This window comes from Embleya sp. NPDC059237 (genome assembly GCF_042754105.1).
Lineage (GTDB): Bacteria > Actinomycetota > Actinomycetes > Streptomycetales > Streptomycetaceae > Embleya.
Window position 1 is genome coordinate 39,298 of the sequence record NZ_JBHZAE010000005.1, and the last position, 17,355, is coordinate 56,652.

Below are 17,355 nucleotides of genomic sequence, written 5' to 3' on the forward strand. Positions count from 1 at the left end.
CCCAGGAGTTGATTGTGATTTCGATGCCCGCCCGCAAGCCACGACGGGCGTCGGCGGCGGCCACGAGAGGCACCCCGCTGCTTCTCGACCGCGGCCGGGCCAAGCACCGACTCGCGGACCACCGCTTCGACGTGCTCGTCGTCGGCGGCGGCGTCACCGGCGCCTACGCCGCGCTCGACGCGGCCTCGCGCGGCCTGGACGTGGCCCTGGTGGAGAAGGACGACTTCGCCTCCGGGACCTCCTCCAAGTCGTCGAAGATGGTGCACGGCGGCCTGCGCTACATCGAGCAGGGCAACGTCAACCTGGTCCGCCACTCGCTCCTGGAAAGACACCGCTTCCGCAAGAACGCACCGCACCTGGTGCATCGTCTGCCGTTCCTGTTCCCGATCCTGGAGAAGGAGGGCGTTTTCGACGCCCGCCTCGCCAAGGGCTTCGAGGGCCTGCTGTGGACCTACGACCTGGTCGGCGGCTGGCGGATCGGCAAGCTGCACCAGCGGCTGACCGTCGACGAGGTACTGGCCCACGCGCCCACGCTGCGCGCGGACCACCTCCAAGGCGGGCTGATGTACTTCGACGGCCGCGCCGACGACGCCCGCCTGGTGCTGACCATCGTGCGCACCGCCGCCGCGCTGGGCGCCACCGTGCTCAACGGCGCCACGGTGGACCGGATCCTGACCGAGCGCGGCCGGGCCGCCGGAGCCCGGATCGAGGTCGACGGCGAGCGCTTCGACGTGCGCGCCTCCGCCGTGGTCAACGCCACCGGCGTGTGGAGCGACACCGTCGACGGACTGGCCGACGACGACCACCGGCCGCAGGTACGACCCGCCAAGGGCGTGCACATCGTGGTTCCGTGGCACAAGGTCCGGATCGACTGCACGGTCACCGTGCCCATCCCGGGCCGGGCCCGCCGCGCCACCTGCACCCGCTGGGGCGACGCGGTCGTGCTCGGCACCACCGACGAGGACTACCGCGGCTCGATCGACGACGTGCACTGCACCCGCCCGGAGATGGAGTTCCTGCTCGAAGGCGCCAACACCGCGTTCGAGGGCCGGCTCACCCCGGACGACGTGATCGGCAGCATCGGCGGCCTGCGTCCGCTGGTCGGCGGCAAGGAGGGCGCCACCCTCGACATGAGCCGCGACCACCACATCTGCGTCGGTCGCGGCGGCATGGTCACCGTCACCGGCGGCAAGCTCACCACCAGCCGGCACATGGGCGAACTGGTGATCGACAAGGTGATGCAGGTCCTGGGCCGCAAGGGCCGCAGCCGCACCACCAACCTGCCGCTGATCGGCGGTGCCGGCTACGACGCCGAGGCGGTCGCCGCGTCCGGTGGCCTGGCCGCACACCTGGGCGAGCGCTACGGCACCGAGGCCCGCTTCGTCTCCGACCTGCTCGCCGAGGACCCCGCGCTCGCCGAGCCGGTGGTCGCCGGCATGCCGTACATCAGGGCCGAGGTCGTCTACGCGGCCCGCTCCGAGATGGCCCGCTCGGTGGACGACGTGCTCTCCCGACGCACCCGCTCGCGCCTGTTCGCCCGCGACGCCTCGGCCGCCGCGGCCCCCGAGGTCGGCCGGCTGCTCGGCGCCGAACTGGGCCTGACCGCCGCGCAGATCGACCGCCAGGTCGCCGACTACCTCGCCGCCGTGCGGCACGAGAAGGCGGTCCTGCTCGGCGAGCCCGAAGAACCCACATCCGCAGTGATCGCATCCCAAGGAGCCGCGAAGTGATCAGCAGGCAGACCATCACCAACCCGTTCAACCGCGGCGACTACATCGTGGGCGCGCCCACCCCGGCCAAGTGGGCCCGGAACACCCCGATCGGCACCGGCGACGCGTCGCTCCAGGGCACCGTGGTCGAGGTGCCCGCCCCGGTGATCGAGGACCTGCGCGCCGCCGCCAAGGCCGTGTACACCGACCGCGACGACGTGGTCGCCCGTACCCGCGACTGGTGGGCCGGCACCATGATCGGTGAGACCGACGGCCGCCCCGCCACCCCCGACGCGGTGATCGTCGAGGTCGTCGACGCCGACCAGGTGGCCGCCGTACTGCGGATCTGCCACGCCGCCGGCATCCCGGTCACCGCCTCCGCCGGCCGCAGCAACGTCACCGGCGCCGCGCTGCCCGTGCACGGCGGCGTCGTGCTCGACCTGTGCGGCCTGAACCGCATCGTCTCCTTCGACGCCGAATCGCTCGTCGTCGACGTCGAGGCCGGCATGTTCGGCGACCTGTTCGAAAAGGAACTCCAGGAGACCCACGGCGTCACCACCGGCCACTGGCCGTCCGCGTTCGCCGTCTCCACCGTCGGTGGCTGGATCGCCTGCCGCGGCGCGGGCCAACTCTCCACCCGCTACGGCAAGATCGAGGACATGGTCGTCGGCATCGACGTGGTGCACGCCGACGGCACCCGGGCCACCTACGGCGACTACCCGCGCGCCGCCACCGGCCCCGACCTGCGGCAGATCTTCATCGGCTCGGAGGGCACGCTCGGCGTGATCGTCTCCGCGCGCATCCGGGTACACCCGCTGCCCACCTACGCCAAGGCGCTCGCGTTCGGCTTCGACACCTTCGCCGAGGGCCTGGACGCGTGCCGCAAGATCATGCAGCGCGGCGCCACCCCGGCGGTGTTGCGCCTGTACGACAAGCTGGAGAGCGGGGTGCACTTCGACTACCCCGAGACCAACCTCCTGCTGATTGCCGACGAGGGAGATCCGATCCTGGTCGACGCGATGCTCAAGGTCAGCGAGGAGGTCTGCCTGAGCTACGGCCCCGAACTGGACAGCGACGCGGTGTTCGAGCGCTGGCTGCGGGACCGCATGCTGGTCGGCAAGTCCTCCGACGGCTTCACCCCGGGGCCCGGCTTCGTCGCCGACACGCTGGAGATGGCCGGGTCGTGGACGGCGCTCGGCGAGGTGTACGACGAGGTGGTCGCGGCGATCCAGGCGGTGCCCGGCACGCTCGCGGCCTCCGCGCACCAGTCGCACGCGTACACCGACGGCGCCTGCGTCTACTTCTCGCTGCGCGGCGACGTGGACCGGCCCCGGCGCCGCGACTGGTACCGCGCGGTGTGGGACGCGGCCAACGAGGTGCTGATCCGGCACGGCGCCGCGCTCAGCCACCACCACGGCTGCGGACTGCTGCGCGGCCCGTACCTGCCCGCCGCGCTCGGTGCCGGGTTCGACACGTTCGCCAAGGTCAAGGCCGGCCTCGATCCGGCCGGAATACTCAATCCTGGCAAACTGGGCCTGCCCAACCGCTTCGATGCGTGAGGCGGCCGAGACCCAGCCCAGGTAGGTCATGAACGCCAGTCGACGCCCCGCGAGCGCGCCCCGGATGTCTTCCGTGCTCTCGTCCGCCTTCGCCGAGGTACCCGTGATCGCGTCGATCATCGGACCCCAGCGCCTGCAGAACTTCCTCGGTGCGCCCGCACAGGTGTGCATCCTCGCGTCCATCCCGGTCGGGCAGCTGCCGAACATCGTGCAGCTGCTCGGCAGGGCGGGCAAGACGGTGTTCGTCAACGTGGACAGTTGCCCCGGCCTGGCCCAGGACAAGGGCGCGCTGGAATTCCTCAAGGCGATGGGCGCGCACGGCATGGTCAGCACCCGACTCTCGCTGATGGAGAAGGGCCGCCCGCTCGGGCTGCTGACCATGCAGAAGGTGTTCGTCACCGACCGCTCCAACATGCGCCGCAGCACCGACGCGATCGCGCGCGGCGGCCCCGACCTGGTCGAGATCATGCCGTCGCCGATCGTGGCCCGGATGACCCCCGAGGCCAAACGCGCGATGTCGCCGTTCGTCGCGGCGGGCTTCGTGGAGACCGCCGAGGACGCCGCTGCGGCACTCGCGCTCGGCGCGGTCGCCGTGGCCACGTCCGACCCCCGGTTGTGGGACCTGCGGCGCGACCGGCTCGGCGCGACCGCGCCACCCCCGCCCCCTGCTTCCCCCGCCCCGTAGTACGTAGGAGAACCACCCTTGAGTTACGTAGTCGTCGCCCGCTATCTCACCCATCCCGACGCGCAGGACCAGGTGCTGACCCTGCTCGACGAGATGACCCGTCACTCGCTGGCCGAACCCGGCTGCCGGAGCTATCGCGTACATCAGGGCACGGAGGAGGCCCGGACGATCGTGCTCGTCGAGGAGTACGACGCCGAGGCCGACTTCACCGCGCACTGCGCCTCCGCACACTTCCGGGAGATCGTGCTCGGCAAGGTGGTGCCGCTGCTGGTGAGCCGGGACGTGGTCCGGCTCACCCCGCGCGAGGTCGCGCCGTGAGGATGCGGGCCGCCGTGCTGCGCGCGACTTCGCAGGCCCGGCCGTACGGGACGAGCCGGCCGGTCGCGATCGAGGATGTGGAACTGGGCGAGCCGCGTGCGGGCGAGGTGCTGGTGCGGATCGCCGCCGCGAGCCTGTGCCACTCCGACCTGTCCGTGGTCAACGGCGATCGGGTCCGGCCGCTGCCGATGGCACTCGGGCACGAGGCGGTCGGCGTGGTCGAGGCGGTCGGGCCCGGAGTGGACCGGGTCGCGCCGGGGGAGCACGTCGCGCTCGTGTTCGTGCCCAGCTGCGGCCACTGCGTGCGGTGCGACGAGGGCCGGCCGGCGCTGTGCTCGGCCGCCGCGGCGGCCAACGGCTCGGGCGGGCTGCTGCACGGGCCGGCCCTGCTCCGGGACGCGGACGGCGCGGTGGTGCACCACCAGCTCGGGGTGTCCGCGTTCGCCGAATTCGCCGTGGTGGCGCAGGAGTCGGTGGTGCCGATCCCGCGCGACGTGCCGTTCGAGGTGGCGTCGATGTTCGGCTGCGCGGTGCTGACCGGGGCGGGTGCGGTGATCAACACGGCGGCGGTACGGCCGGGCCAGTCGGTCGCGGTGTTCGGCCTGGGCGGGGTCGGCCTGTCCGCGGTGCTCGGCGCGCGGGCGGCCGGGGCGTACCCCATCGTCGCGGTCGACCCGGTCCCCGCGAAGCGCGACCTGGCGCTGCGGCTCGGCGCGTCGCACGCGTACCACCCGGAGGAGGCGGTGGGCGCGATCGGCGACCTGGTCGGCGACGGCCCGGACGTGGTGATCGAGGCGGTCGGCAGCGCCGGCGTGATCGCGGACTGCCTGGCGGCGGTGGGTCGAGGCGGCCGGGTGGTCTCGGTCGGCCTGCCGGCGCCGGGTCGGCGGTTGCATGCGGTGCCGGCGCTGGCCTTCGCCGGCGAGGGCAAGTCCCTGATCGGTTCGTATATGGGCGACGCGGTCCCCCGCCGCGACATCCCCCGCTACCTGGCCCTGTGGCGGGCCGGGCAGATGCCGGTCGAGCTGCTGCACACGGGGACGGTCGAACTGGACGACCTGAACGGGGCGATGGAGGCGCTGGCAAGCGGCGAGGCCATCCGCCAGGTGATCCGCACGGGGGCGGCGGTGGCGGCTGGGCGGTAGACCCCGGGGTAAGCGCCCCTCGGTCAGTAGGCCAGTGCGCTCATGTGGTCGGGGTGGTGGGCGGCGACGTCGTGGGCGGCGCGGACGAAGGCGGCGACGGCCGGGGATCGTGAGGTCTCCGGCCAGGCGACCACGACCGCGCTGGGGCTGAGGCCGGTGACCGGCCGGTATGCGATGTCCGGGCGCCGGTACCGCTTGGTGGTGGACAGCGCCAGGAACGCCACCGCCTGGCCCAGCGCGACCACCTCCAGGAGTTGCTCGACGCTCGCCACGAGCGGCCCCTCGGGCGGGTCGGCCGGCGCCGAGCCCGGCCGGCCGTCGCCCCCTTCCGCTCCGTCGCATCCCGTGTAGTAGGCGAGGGTGGCGGGGGCGGCCCCCTTCCAGCGTGGGATCGGTTCGCCCTCCAGGTCGGCCGGCCGCAGTCGCCGTCGTCCGGCCAGGCGGTGCGCGGCGGGGAGCACGGCCAGTCGCGGCTCGACCACGAGCGTCTGGGAATCCAGCCCCCGGCCGTCGAACGGGCTGCGCAGCAGCGCCACATCGGCACGGCCGTCCCGCAGCATGGCGATCGGCTCCCCGCTGCCGCCGACGACGACCTCGGGCGGCGGCAGATGCGCACCCGTTCCCCGGTAGGCGTCGAGGATCTCCCGCAACAGCCCCGCATCGCCTCCCGGCTTGACCGCCACGACGAGTCGGGGTGTCGGCTGACCGGCTCGGCGTGCCCGCCGGGCCGCCGCGTGCACCGCATCGACCGCGATCCGGGCCTGGTCGAGCAGCACCCCACCGGCGGCGGTCAGCCGCACCTGCCGGGTGGTGCGCTCCAACAGGCGTACCCCGAGCCGGGACTCCATTCGAGCGATCGCCTTCGACAGCGGGGGCTGCGCCATGCCCAGGCGTTCCGCGGCCCGACTGAAGTTCAACTCCTCGGCCACCGCGATGAAGTACCTCAGCTCCCGCACCTCCAGCTCATTCATATCCGTGGACTATAGATCCAGAGTCGTCCGGTCTTTCCCTGCCGCCCGTGGGCCAGGGGAGGCTGGGTGCCATGACGACGACTTCGCAGCAGACCGCCCTGATCACCGGCGCGAACAAGGGCATCGGCAAGGAAACGGCGCGCAGGCTCGCGGCCCTCGGCATCACCGTGCTGATCGGCGCCCGCGACGCCGAGCGGGGCGAGGCGGCGGCGGAGGAGCTTCGCGCCGACGGCGCCGACGTCCGGTTCGTACCGCTGGACGTCACCGACGAGATGTCGGTCCAGGCCGCCGCCAAGCAGATCGACGCCACGTTCGGCCGCCTCGACATCCTCGTCAACAACGCCGCGATCGCCGCCGGACCGCAAAAACCGAGTGAAACCCCCGCCGCCACCGTCCGGCAGGTCTACGAGACCAACGTGTTCGGCGTCATCGCGGTGACCCACGCCATGCTCCCGCTGCTACGCCGCTCCGCCGCCGCACGGATCGTCAACATGTCCAGCGAACTCGGCTCCCTCACCCACCTGGCCGACCCGGGCAGCCCATGGTCCCCCTACTCCTCGATGCTCCTCCCGTACTGCTCTTCGAAAAGCGCCCTGAACGCGATCACCGCGCTCTACGCCAACGAACTGCGCACCGAAGGCATCCTGGTCAACGCGGTAAGCCCCGGCTACTGCGCAACCGACCTCAACCGCCACACCGGTATACGCACGGCAGAGGAGGGCGCAGCCGTCGCGGCTGCCATGGCAACGCCGGCCAAGGACGGCCCAACGGCCACCTTCCAATCCGAAAACGGCCCAATCCCCTGGTAACCCCACGCCACCCCGGCACCCACCCCACCGAGGCCACCAATCAGCCCGGCCGGCGTTTGAGGCCAAGTAGCCCGGCCGGCGTTGAGGCCACCTCGGCCGGAGGCCGGGTCACTCAGCCGGGCCGGCGTTTGAGGCCAAAATCGTCGCCCCACCAGCCCCCACCCGCCCCCACGCGGGCGTGCCCCGCCATGATCGCCTCGGCCGAATCAGGTTTGCCGTGCCCGCGATCCGTCGATCTGCCACGGCATGTGCGCACAGACCGACGCGACGCCGCTGCCCCGGCCGCAGGAGATCCTGGGCCTGCCGGCCACGACGGCGATGTTCCTGGTCCTGACCATCGACGCCGACCCCGCGGCCGTGGCCACGGTCCGCGACCTGCTCGCCGACCTGGCCGGACTGCGCCGCTCGGTCGGCTTCCGGCTCCCCGAGCGCGACCTGAAGTGTGTCGTCGGCATCGGCTCACACGCCTGGGATCGGCTGTTCGCGGGCCCGCGCCCGGCGGAATTGCACCCGTTCCGGGAACTGGTGGGCACCAAGCATCGGGCCGTGTCCACACCCGGCGACCTGCTCTTCCACCTGCGCGCGCGGTCGATCGACCTGTGCTTCGAGTTGGCCACCGTGCTGACCGACCGGCTGGCCGGCGCGGCGACCGTGGTCGACGAGGTGCACGGATTCCGCTACTTCGACCAGCGAGACCTGATGGGCTTCGTCGACGGCACCGAAAACCCCGAGGGGCGCGATGCGTTCGAGGCGGTCACGATCACCGCCGAGGAGGACCCGAACTTCGTCGGCGCCGGCTACGTGATAGTCCAGAAGTACCTGCACGACATGCGGTCCTGGAACGCATTGCCGGTGGAGGCGCAGGAGAAGGTGATCGGCCGGACCAAGCTGTCCGACCTCGAACTGCCGGACGACGTCAAGCCGATCGACTCGCACGTCGCGCTCACCACGATCACCGACCCGGACGGCACCGAGCGCGACATCCTGCGCAACAACATGCCGTTCGGATCGGTGGGCAGCGGCGAGTTCGGCACCTACTTCATCGGCTACTCCAGTACGCCGAGCGTCACCGAGCAGATGCTGGAGAACATGTTCATCGGCCGTCCGGTGGGCACCTACGACCGCATCCTGGACTTCTCGACGGCGGTCACCGGCGGGCTGTTCTTCGTGCCGACGGCGGACTTCCTGGACGACCCGCCGGGCCCGCCGGACGCGCCGATCGAGCGCGCGGCCCCGGCCGACCCGGCCCCGGCGGCGCTGCGCGCGGACGGCTCGCTCGGCATCGGGGCACTCGGCGCGGCCGACCCGGACCCGGACGCCGACCCGGTCGACCCCGCAGCCCACCCCGCACCAGCCCCCGAAACCAGGAGCCTCACCCCATGAACAACCTCCACCGCGAACTCGCCCCGATCTCCGACGCCGCGTGGGCCGACCTCGAGGACGAGGCCAGGCGTACGTTCAAGCAGCACGTCGCGGGCCGGCGCGTCGTCGACGTGACCGGGCCGGACGGCAGCGCGGCGGCCGGCGTGGGGACCGGCCACCTGACCGACCTGGAGCCGCCCGCCGACGGAGTCCAGGCCCGCAGCCGCCGATTCCGCCCGCTGATCGAACTGCGCGTGCCGTTCACCGTCGCCCGCAGCGCCGTCGACGCGGTCGAGCGCGGCGCCGCGGACGCGGACTGGCAGCCCGTCAAGGACGCGGCGCGCAAGATGGCGTTCACCGAGGACCGGCTGATCTTCGAGGGCTACCCGGCGGCGTCGATCGAGGGCATCCGCCGGGCGTCCACGAACGTGCCGGTGTCGCTCCCGACCGACGCCCGCGACTATCCGGACGCGGTCAGCCGGGCGCTGACCGAACTGCGCCTGGCCGGCGTGAACGGCCCGTACCACCTGGTGCTCGGCCCGGAGGCGTACACCGCGGTCAACGAGGCCGCGGACCACGGCTACCCGATCCGCCAACACCTGACCCGAATCCTGGCCGGCGAGCCGATCTGGGCCCCCGCCATCGACGGCGCTTTCGTGCTGTCCACCCGAGGCGGCGACTACGAACTGCGCCTGGGCCAGGACCTGTCCATCGGCTACCTGTCCCACGACGACGCGGGCATCCACCTCTACTTCCAGGAAACCCTCACGTTCCTGATGTACACCGGCGAAGCCGCCATCGGCTTCGCCCGCCCCTGACGCAACGCCCGGCGTGCTCAGGTGGGGACGATCTGGAGTTGGATCTGGGTTTCCGTGCCGGCGAAGCCCAGGCGGCGGTAGAGGTCGATCGCCACGTAGTCGGGGTCGGCGACGATGACCAGGGTGGTCACGGACCAGTGGGTCGCGGCGTGCTCGGCGGCGGCGTGTACCAGGCCGGAGGCCAGGCCGCGGTTGCGGTGGTCCGGGTGGGTGCCGACGATCTGGTAGCGGGCCAGGCCTCGGCCGTCGGTGAACAGGCCGAGGCCGGCGCGGAGTCGGCCGTCCTCGAAGGCGCCGAACCAGGCGCCGTGGCCGCGTTCCTGCAGGGCGCGGAAGCCGGCCAGGCGGCGGGCGGCGAACTCGCGGTAGGCGGCGGGCTCGAAGTCCGTGTTGCCGGCCTCGTTGAGCGCGAGCGCCTGGGCCCAGTCGTCGTCGCCGGCGGCGACGCGGTAGGTCGCGGTGGTGTTGGGGCGGGCCGGCGGGCGCAGGGACGCGGCGGTCAGGACCGTGCCGCGCTCGACGTGCAGATCGGCGGCGGCGAGGTCGGCCGGATCGCCGGCGGCACCGTCCGTGCCGTCGACGCCGAGGGCCACGTGGTCCGCGTCGGGGAATTCCCGACGGAAGGTGTCCACCCAGCGACCCGCGGCGCCGGGGGCCGGGGGAGCGGGCAGGAGGAGGAAGTTGCCCCAGTGGAAGGTGGGGTTGGCGGGCGTACGGACGACCCGGTAGCCGTCCCGCTCCTCGACGCGGCTGCCCTGAAGGGTGAGCAGCATCAGGTCGGTGCGGAAGCCGAGGGAGATCACGGGCGAGGTCGCGGCGGTCATGGGGACACCTCATCACACGACACGTCCACCCTTCCGGTGAGTGGAAGGAATCGGTTCGCAGGCGAGGAATCCGTAGCAACATCCGGGCGTATCGGGCACGTCGAGGTCGCGAGCAGGTCCGCCGCGACCCGCGAGGCCGATCGCCTGGGAGGACGCCGCATGTTGCTTGCCGACGGCACGTGGACCGGGAAGATCTTCGACGGGCGGTGGACGCCCGGATCCGGAGGGACGTACGAGGCGGTCGCGCCCGCGACCGGGAAAGTGCTGGGTGTGGTCGGCGCGGCCGATCCCGCCGACGTCGCCCGCGCGGCGACGGCCGCCGCCGCCGTTCAGGGCGACTGGGCGGCCCGGCCGTACGACGAGCGCGCCGCCGTACTGCGCCGCGCGGGGCTGTTGTTCGAGCGGCACGCCGAGGAGATCCGCGACCTGCTGGTCCGCGAGTCCGGATCGGTCCCGGCCAAGGCGGCCGTCGAGGTGGGCTTCGCCGCGGCCGAGTGCTTCGAGGCGTCGGCGCTCGCGGCGCATCCGCAGGGCCTGGTGCTCCCGTCGACCCAGCCGCGCTGGAGCATGGCCCGCCGCCGCCCGGCGGGCGTGGTCGGCGTGATCGCGCCGTTCAACTACCCGCTGATCCTGTCGATCCGCTCCGTCGCGCCCGCGCTCGCGCTCGGCAACGCCGTCCTGCTCAAGCCGGACCCGCGCACGGCGATCGGCGGCGGCGTGGTGCTCGCCCGGATCCTGGAGGAGGCCGGCCTGCCCGCCGGCGTACTGCACCTGGTGCCCGGAGGGGCCGACACGGGCGCGGCCCTGGTGTCCGCCCCCGAGGTACGGATCGTCTCGTTCACCGGATCCACCGCCGCCGGGCGCCGGATCGGCGAGACCTGCGGACGCCTGCTCAAGCGCGCCCACCTGGAACTGGGCGGCAACAACGCGTTGATCGTGCTCCCCGGCGCCGACCTCGACCGCGCCGCGGCGGCCGGCGCCTGGGGCTCGTTCCTGCACCAGGGCCAGATCTGCATGGCCACCGGCCGCCATCTCGTCCACGAGAGCCTGTACCCGGACTACGTCGCCGCCCTGGCCGCGAAGGCCGATCACCTGCCGGTCGGCGACCCCGAGACCGAGGACGTGGCGCTCGGCCCGATCATCGACGAGCGGCAACTGCGCCGGATCGACGGCCTGGTCCGGGACAGCGTGGCCGCGGGCGCGCGCCTGGCCGCCGGCGGCACGTACGAGGGGCTGTTCTATCGGCCGACCGTACTGGCGGACGTGCGGCCGACGATGCCCGCGTACGCCGACGAGGTGTTCGGACCGGTGGCGCCGGTCGTCCCGTTCGGCACGGTCGAGGAGGCGATCGCGCTGGCCCGGGACAGCGAGTACGGCCTCTCGCTCGGCATCCTCGGCGACGTCGGGCAGGCGATGCGGGTGGCCGACGCGATCCCCACCGGCCTGGTGCACATCAACGACCAGACGGTCGACGACGAGGCCAATGCCCCCTTCGGCGGCCAGGCGGCATCGGGCACGGGTGCCCGGTTCGGCGGCCCGGAGGCCAACATCGAGGCATTCACCGAGACACAGTGGGTGACGATGCGGGGGGAGATCGCGCCGCATCCGTTCTGAGCGGCGGCACGCCGGCCTCCGAGCGGTGACACGCGCCGGCCGGCCTCGACGGGCGCCGTCCGTGCCGACCACGTCCGAAGCCCGCTGATGTGGCAGGCTCGTGGGCCTACGCCCCGCGATCCGAAAGCAGGACCATGTCCGGCACGAACCACCTCGCCCAGGCCGACCAAGCAGTGCGCGAGGGACGCATGGACGTCGCCGTCAAGCTCTACCTCGAAGCCGCCGACGCCGGTGCGCCCGAAGCCCGACGCAAGGCCGGCGAACTGATGTTCGCGGGCGGCGACGAGACCGCCGAGGCGGTGCTGCGCCGGGCGCTGGCGGAGGGCGACGCGGAGGCCGTGGACGCGCTGAGCGAGTTGTTGGAGGTCACCGGCCGGGCGGAGGCCGCGGTCGACCTGCTGATCGACCGGCACCGGCTGGGCGAGACGCGCTGGGCGCTGCCGATCGCCAACCTGCTCGCCGACGCGCTCGACGAGCCGGAGGCGGCCGAGCGCTGGTACGTCTCGGCGATCGAGAGCGGCGACCCCGACGCGCCGAACGACTTCGCCGCCTTCCTCCAGGACTTCGACCGGGCCGCCGAGGCGGAGGCGCTGCTGCGCCCGGCGGCGGAGGCGGGCGACGAGTTCGCGATGGCCAACCTCGGCCGGCTGCTGCTCAACGGCGACGCCGTCGACGACGGCATCGCCTGGCTGACCCGCGCGGTCGAGGCGGGCCAGGAGGACGCGCTGGTCGACCTCGGCGACGCCGAACTGGACGCGGGCCGAACCGAGGCCGCCCGGGAGCACATCCGGCGCGCGCTCGACGCCGACCTGGCCGGCTCGCGCCTGCTGTACGCGCACCTGCTCGACCGGGAGGGCGCGGCCACGAGCGAGGTCGAGGCGGCCTACCGGGTCGCGGTCGAGGCGGGCGACGTGGAGGTCGACGGGGGCGACGCGGAGGTCCTGGGATGAGGCGCGCGGCCCTCGGAGCGACGCTGGCCGCGCTGATCGCGGTCGGCGCGTGCGGACCGGGCGACGACAACGCCGGCGACGGCGAGTCGGCGCCCCCCGCGGCCACCCGCTCGGCCCGACCCGGCGAGATCCGCGACGAGAAGGCGCACGTGTCGTACGTGCTGCCCCAGGGCTGGTACGCCAAGCCCCCGGACCCGTACGTCGGCCTGTACTCCTCGGTCGCCTCCACCGTCGACCCCAAGGCGACCGACCCCACCGCCAAGCCCACACCCGACCCGAACAACCCGCTCGGCACGTTCATGGTCGGCGTGGTCGACACCAAGGCGTACGTGACCGCCAAGCCGCGATCGATGCCGGAGACTGCGGAGACCGTCGGCCGGGCCCAACTCGAACTGATCTACCCGGCCAAGGCCCAGGACGTGGTGCGCTCCAGCGAGGCGACCCGTCTCGACGGGCGCAACGCGTGGCTGATGGACATCGAGAGCACGCCCGAGGACCGCAACGTGGCGCCGTTCCGGCTCCGGGTCACCGTGATCGACACCGGCGTGGTGCCGATCTACCTGTTGTCCTCGGCGCCGAGCAGCGCGACCGAGCGTTTGCGGGACATCGAGTCGATCGAGCGCTCGATCCGCTTCTGAGCCGGGCCCCTCCGACCTGCGCCGCCGACGACGAACGACCCGATCCCCGGTTGGGGGTCGGGTCGTTCGTCGTCGGCGATTCGGTGCTCCCTCGACGCGTCGTTGTCCCGCGTTTCGCCGCGCCCAGCGCCCTCGGCTCGATAGGCTGACCTGGGATTTCGACGAACTCCCGGGGTACGACGGCTGGTTGCCGGCCCGGGCGTGGGATGTCCGGTCCGACGCGCGGTTTTCTTTGCCAAACGATCCGCCCGGAAGGGCCTCGGATTCGGTAACTTCCAAGTAGTCCACCGATCTTGCCGCGGTTTCTACCAGATCGCGGTCGATCGGTGACCGAAAATCGCAGTTCGGGCCCGTTTCCAGGAAGTATTCGATCACGGTGCTCTCAGCAGCCCGACCGACTGGAGGGGGAGACGTGGCCACCACCGTGTCCAGGACACGTTCGACCGTACGGCTCGTGTCGAAACCGCAGACCGTCTCCACCGCGCGCGCCCACGTGCGGCGCTTTTGCGAGCGGGTCGGGTTCGAGTCCGACGATCCGGTCCGGGTCACCTCCGAACTGGCCTCGAACGCGGTCGAGCACGCGGGCGACTACGGCGACTACGAGGTGTCCGCGTCGCTGCACGGCCGGATGTTGTGGGTCGAGGTGTTGGATCACCTGCCGTGTTCGCTGCCGTCTCCCGTGGAGGTGTTGGAAGACGCCGAGGCCGGGCGGGGTCTGCTCGTGGTCGCCGCGTTGACCCAACGTTTCCGCGTCGAGTTGCGCAGCGGCGGCCGCAAGGCGGTGTGCGCCGGGTTCGAGGAGGACTTCGGCGAGGACTACGGCGCGGACTTCGAGGACGACTTCGGCGACGAGGTCGAGGACGACGCGGGGGACGACTTCGGGGAGGTCTGAGCCCGCCCGATACGGTCGAGCGCGGATGGTCCGGGCGTACGACGGTACGACCGGCGCGCGGGTCGACGTGTCGTGACGGAGGAGGACCGGGGTCGGATGGTGTTCGGGCGGCGGAGGGGACGGGGCGAGGCGGAGCCGACGGCCGGGGTGGATACGGCGTCGGTACCCGGCTCGGAGGATCCCGTTGCGACGGGCGATCCGGGTCGCGATACCGAACCGGGCGCCGACGCCGAACCGGGTCCCGACACCGACTCCGGTGCCGGGTTCGACCCCGACGCGCCCGCCTGGCAGCGCGTAACCGCGTTCCGCTACGGCTCGTCGTCGAGCGACGGGACAAGGAATCGTGCGGCCGGTTCCGCGGTCGGCGTGCGGATCCTGCGCGGTGGTGGCCCGGGGGACTTCTTCACCCCGTGTGCGCTCGCCGGGAACGACCGCCGTTCGTTGTACCTCCCCGACGGCGACCTGCTCTGCACGGTGGACCCCGCCGAGACGATCGACGACGTACGGCACGACCGGGTCCGCGCCGCCGACGGCGAACCCGTCGGCACCATCCGGCGCATTCCGCCCACCCGGCGACCGCTCAAGCACACCTGGCGGATCGACCAGCCCGGCCGGCCCGAGATCGTCGGCCGCAACCTCTTCGCGACGACCGATCCGCGCCGCCTGGCCGCCCACACGGCGGACACCGCGCTGAGCCTGACGTTCGACACGGTGCTCGGCGGCCCCGACGGGTCGATCGGCCCGGTACGCCCGCGCGTACTCGCCTGGAAGGCGGCCGGCGACCTGGTGATGACGACGGACGGGCGCGGGAAGCCGGTCCGGATCCTGGCGCCGTGGGTCGACCGACGGCTGGCCTTCGTGTTCGCGATGCTCGGGGACGAGTGACCCGAGCGGTTTTTTTCGGTGGGCCGTTCGGCCTCGCCGTACATGGCGGAGCCGAACGGCTTTCCGGATCGGCGCGGTCCTACTTCGCCGCGCCCGCCGTCGGTTCGAGGGCGCCGAAGATCACCAGGCCGAGCACGACCAGGCCCAGCACGACGCGGTACGCCACGAACACGGTGAAGCTGTGCGTGCTGATGAACTTCAGGAACCAGGCGATCGCCGCGTAGCCGACCACGAACGCCACGAGCGTGGCCACGATCGTCGGCCCCCACGCCGGCGCCGGCCCCTCGCCGATCTTGAACAACTCCAGGCCGCCGGAGGCCAGTACCGCCGGGATGGCCAGCAGGAACGAGTAGCGCGCCGCGACCTCGCGGCGATACCCCATCAGCAGGCCCGCCGTGACCGTACCGCCCGAGCGCGAGACGCCGGGGATCAGCGCCAGCGACTGGGCGAAGCCGTAGATCAGCGACTCCTTGCCGTTGAGCTTCTCCATGCCCCGGTTGTTCAGCGCCATCCGGTCCGCGATCAACAGGATCAGACCGAACACGATCAGCGTGGTGCCGATCAGCCGCAGATCGCGGAACGTGGTCTCGATCGTGTCCTGGAAGATCAGGCCGAGTACGCCGATGGGCAACGTGCCGACGATGATGTACCAGCCCATGCGCGCGTCGAGTTCGCCGCGCAGCGACGGCGTGTACAGGGACTTCACCCACGTGCCGACGATGTTGCCGATGTCTTTGCGAAAGTAGATCAGGACGGCGCTTTCCGTCCCGATCTGGGTCACGGCGGTGAACGCCGAACCCGGGTCCTCCCAGCCGGCGAACGCCGACACGATGCGCAGATGCGCGCTGGAGGAGATCGGCAGGAACTCGGTGAGCCCCTGGACCAAGCCGAGTACGACGGCTTCGAACCAACCGATCACCGGACGACTCCGGGGTGGAAAACAGTTATGCGGATCATGGCCGTCACGGTAGCGGCGGCCCACGGTGCGTCAGGTGGACATCACATGGCCGAAGTTGGACGGAACGGTAACGGCGGAACCGCCGGCGCGGATCCGGGCACGGAACGACACGGATCGGGCCCGGTGCGGACCCGGGTCGTCGATTCCGGTCGCGGTGCGGGTCCGGATAACGATTTGCCCGGGCTCCGGCGGACGGAAATCCTGATCCGATGACCAGCGAGAGCAGCGCAGAGCGGGCCGGTACGACGTCGCCCGAGGCGGAGGCGCCCGGGATGTCCGAGGCCGCGCCCGTGGCCTCCGGGGTACGAGTGCCGTGGGAGGCCGCGCCGGAAGGGCTGCGCGCGGCGGTGGAGGCGCGGCTCGGCGCCCGGGTCGTGAGGGCCGTCACCCAGGTCGGCGGATTCTCGCCCGGCATCGCCGCCCGAGTCGAACTCGCGGACGGCCGACGGGCATTCGTCAAGGCCGTCGGCGTCGAGGCGAACCCCGAGTCGCCCGCCCTGCACCGGGCCGAGGCCAGGGTCGCCGCCGCCCTCCCGCCCGCCGCCCCCGTGCCGCGCCTGCTCGCCGAGGTCGACCTCGACGGCTGGGTGGCACTGGCCTTCGAGGACATCGACGGCCACACGCCGGCCCAGCCCTGGCGCCCGGAGGACCTGACCCGGGTCCTGGCCGCCTGCGCCGACCTGGTCGCCGTCCTGGACCCGTCCCCGATCGAGGTGCCCACCGTCGCCGAGGCGCTGGGCGTCACCTTCGGGGCGTGGCGACGCGGCTTCGATCCCGAGTCGTTCGGCGCGTGGACGTGCGCCAACGTCGACCGGATCGCCGCGCACGAGGCGTACTGGCCGGCCGCCGCCAAGGGCACCGCGCTGGTGCACGGCGACCTGCGCGCGGACAACATCCTGCTGACCCCGGACCGGGTCGTGTTCGTCGACTGGCCGTGGGCCGTGCGCGGGGCGTCCTGGATCGACGTGGTCCTGATGGCGCCGAGCGTGATCATGCACAACGGCGACGCCGCCATCGACCCGATCGAGGCCCATCTGGTCCGGCGGGGGGTGGACCCGGACCGGATCACCGCCGTACTGGCCGCCGCCGGCTTCTTCGCCGCGAACTCCCTGGGGCCGGCCCCGAACGGCCTCCCTACTCTGCGCGCGTTCCAACGAGCCCAGGCCCACGGCGCGCTGCACTGGCTCCGCCGGCGCCTGGCCTGAACCGCCGGACAGG

The 17,355-nt window shown here is 72.4% G+C and carries 17 protein-coding genes; 14 read left to right on the forward strand and 3 right to left on the reverse strand.

Annotation, left to right across the window (positions count from 1 at the left end; translation table 11 throughout):
• Positions 1-14 precede the first annotated feature (14 nt).
• Genes ACFXKZ_RS17350 through ACFXKZ_RS17370 form a run of 5 tightly spaced genes read left to right on the forward strand, consistent with a single transcriptional unit; the run spans position 15 to position 5,416 of the window.
• Entirely contained in the window at positions 15-1,730 is a 1,716-nt protein-coding gene (locus ACFXKZ_RS17350) for a glycerol-3-phosphate dehydrogenase/oxidase (RefSeq protein ID WP_380001236.1), read from the forward strand.
• Positions 1,727-3,268, forward strand: a complete 1,542-nt coding sequence (locus ACFXKZ_RS17355) for an FAD-binding oxidoreductase (RefSeq protein ID WP_380001238.1) — start codon at positions 1,727-1,729, stop codon at positions 3,266-3,268. Before ACFXKZ_RS17350 ends, ACFXKZ_RS17355 begins: the two co-directional genes overlap by 4 nt.
• Before the next feature lie 28 nt (positions 3,269-3,296).
• Entirely contained in the window at positions 3,297-3,953 is a 657-nt protein-coding gene (locus ACFXKZ_RS17360) for a glycerol-3-phosphate responsive antiterminator (protein WP_380001240.1), read from the forward strand.
• Positions 3,954-3,971: 18 nt separating this feature from the next.
• Positions 3,972-4,271, forward strand: coding sequence for a putative quinol monooxygenase (locus ACFXKZ_RS17365; RefSeq protein ID WP_380001242.1), 300 nt, complete (start codon positions 3,972-3,974; stop codon positions 4,269-4,271).
• A complete protein-coding gene (locus ACFXKZ_RS17370; RefSeq protein WP_380001244.1) occupies positions 4,268-5,416 on the forward strand; it encodes an alcohol dehydrogenase catalytic domain-containing protein in 1,149 nt (382 codons plus the stop codon). The genes ACFXKZ_RS17365 and ACFXKZ_RS17370 overlap by 4 nt, the downstream gene beginning before the upstream one ends.
• 23 nt (positions 5,417-5,439) lie before the next feature.
• Here ACFXKZ_RS17370 and ACFXKZ_RS17375 read toward each other — a convergent pair whose 3' ends face one another.
• Positions 5,440-6,387, reverse strand: a complete 948-nt coding sequence (locus tag ACFXKZ_RS17375; RefSeq protein WP_380001246.1) for a LysR family transcriptional regulator — start codon at positions 6,385-6,387, stop codon at positions 5,440-5,442.
• Between the two features lie 71 nt (positions 6,388-6,458).
• Here ACFXKZ_RS17375 and ACFXKZ_RS17380 point away from each other — a divergent pair, with 71 nt between their 5' ends.
• The 3 genes from ACFXKZ_RS17380 to ACFXKZ_RS17390 all read left to right on the forward strand — a co-directional run bounded on the left by ACFXKZ_RS17380 (position 6,459) and on the right by ACFXKZ_RS17390 (position 9,376).
• Positions 6,459-7,196: an SDR family NAD(P)-dependent oxidoreductase gene (locus ACFXKZ_RS17380; RefSeq protein WP_380001248.1), complete on the forward strand. Its 738-nt coding sequence runs from the start codon at positions 6,459-6,461 to the stop codon at positions 7,194-7,196.
• A 246-nt stretch (positions 7,197-7,442) separates the two neighbouring features.
• Complete coding sequence (locus ACFXKZ_RS17385) at positions 7,443-8,579, forward strand: Dyp-type peroxidase (RefSeq protein ID WP_380001250.1); 1,137 nt, start codon at positions 7,443-7,445, stop codon at positions 8,577-8,579.
• A complete protein-coding gene (locus tag ACFXKZ_RS17390) occupies positions 8,576-9,376 on the forward strand; it encodes a family 1 encapsulin nanocompartment shell protein (protein ID WP_380001252.1) in 801 nt (266 codons plus the stop codon). Before ACFXKZ_RS17385 ends, ACFXKZ_RS17390 begins: the two co-directional genes overlap by 4 nt.
• A gap of 17 nt (positions 9,377-9,393) precedes the next feature.
• On the opposite strand, the gene ACFXKZ_RS17395 is transcribed toward ACFXKZ_RS17390, so the two are convergent.
• Positions 9,394-10,200, reverse strand: a complete 807-nt coding sequence (locus tag ACFXKZ_RS17395; RefSeq protein WP_380001254.1) for a GNAT family N-acetyltransferase — start codon at positions 10,198-10,200, stop codon at positions 9,394-9,396.
• Between the two features lie 159 nt (positions 10,201-10,359).
• On the opposite strand from ACFXKZ_RS17395, the gene ACFXKZ_RS17400 reads away from it, so the two are divergent.
• From ACFXKZ_RS17400 to ACFXKZ_RS17420, 5 genes are all read left to right on the forward strand, one after another.
• Entirely contained in the window at positions 10,360-11,814 is a 1,455-nt protein-coding gene (locus ACFXKZ_RS17400) for a benzaldehyde dehydrogenase (RefSeq protein ID WP_380001256.1), read from the forward strand.
• A gap of 134 nt (positions 11,815-11,948) precedes the next feature.
• Entirely contained in the window at positions 11,949-12,764 is an 816-nt protein-coding gene (locus ACFXKZ_RS17405) for a hypothetical protein (protein ID WP_380001258.1), read from the forward strand.
• The gene (locus ACFXKZ_RS17410) at positions 12,761-13,402 is read left to right on the forward strand and encodes a hypothetical protein (protein WP_380001260.1); all 642 of its coding nucleotides are present in this window, start codon (positions 12,761-12,763) and stop codon (positions 13,400-13,402) included. Before ACFXKZ_RS17405 ends, ACFXKZ_RS17410 begins: the two co-directional genes overlap by 4 nt.
• Positions 13,403-13,856: 454 nt before the next feature.
• Positions 13,857-14,294: an ATP-binding protein gene (locus ACFXKZ_RS17415; protein WP_380001262.1), complete on the forward strand. Its 438-nt coding sequence runs from the start codon at positions 13,857-13,859 to the stop codon at positions 14,292-14,294.
• 147 nt (positions 14,295-14,441) lie between these two features.
• Complete coding sequence (locus tag ACFXKZ_RS17420; protein ID WP_380001264.1) at positions 14,442-15,179, forward strand: hypothetical protein; 738 nt, start codon at positions 14,442-14,444, stop codon at positions 15,177-15,179.
• 79 nt (positions 15,180-15,258) lie between these two features.
• Here ACFXKZ_RS17420 and ACFXKZ_RS17425 read toward each other — a convergent pair whose 3' ends face one another.
• Positions 15,259-16,095, reverse strand: coding sequence for an undecaprenyl-diphosphate phosphatase (locus ACFXKZ_RS17425; protein ID WP_380002045.1), 837 nt, complete (start codon positions 16,093-16,095; stop codon positions 15,259-15,261).
• A 251-nt stretch (positions 16,096-16,346) separates the two neighbouring features.
• Between ACFXKZ_RS17425 and ACFXKZ_RS17430 the strand changes: the two genes are divergently transcribed.
• A complete protein-coding gene (locus tag ACFXKZ_RS17430) occupies positions 16,347-17,342 on the forward strand; it encodes a phosphotransferase (RefSeq protein ID WP_380001266.1) in 996 nt (331 codons plus the stop codon).
• Positions 17,343-17,355: the final 13 nt, after the last annotated feature.

Excerpts from the sequence above, each read along its gene's own strand:
- ACFXKZ_RS17360 (WP_380001240.1), top strand. The coding sequence starts at position 3,297 with ATGAACGCCAGTCGACGCCCCGCGAGCGCGCCCCGGATGTCTTCCGTG.
- ACFXKZ_RS17375 (WP_380001246.1), bottom strand. The coding sequence starts at position 6,387 with ATGAATGAGCTGGAGGTGCGGGAGCTGAGGTACTTCATCGCGGTGGCC.
- ACFXKZ_RS17380 (WP_380001248.1), top strand. The coding sequence starts at position 6,459 with ATGACGACGACTTCGCAGCAGACCGCCCTGATCACCGGCGCGAACAAG.
- ACFXKZ_RS17385 (WP_380001250.1), top strand. The coding sequence starts at position 7,443 with ATGTGCGCACAGACCGACGCGACGCCGCTGCCCCGGCCGCAGGAGATC.
- ACFXKZ_RS17390 (WP_380001252.1), top strand. The coding sequence starts at position 8,576 with ATGAACAACCTCCACCGCGAACTCGCCCCGATCTCCGACGCCGCGTGG.
- ACFXKZ_RS17395 (WP_380001254.1), bottom strand. The coding sequence starts at position 10,200 with ATGACCGCCGCGACCTCGCCCGTGATCTCCCTCGGCTTCCGCACCGAC.
- ACFXKZ_RS17400 (WP_380001256.1), top strand. The coding sequence starts at position 10,360 with ATGTTGCTTGCCGACGGCACGTGGACCGGGAAGATCTTCGACGGGCGG.
- ACFXKZ_RS17405 (WP_380001258.1), top strand. The coding sequence starts at position 11,949 with ATGTCCGGCACGAACCACCTCGCCCAGGCCGACCAAGCAGTGCGCGAG.
- ACFXKZ_RS17410 (WP_380001260.1), top strand. The coding sequence starts at position 12,761 with ATGAGGCGCGCGGCCCTCGGAGCGACGCTGGCCGCGCTGATCGCGGTC.
- ACFXKZ_RS17430 (WP_380001266.1), top strand. The coding sequence starts at position 16,347 with ATGACCAGCGAGAGCAGCGCAGAGCGGGCCGGTACGACGTCGCCCGAG.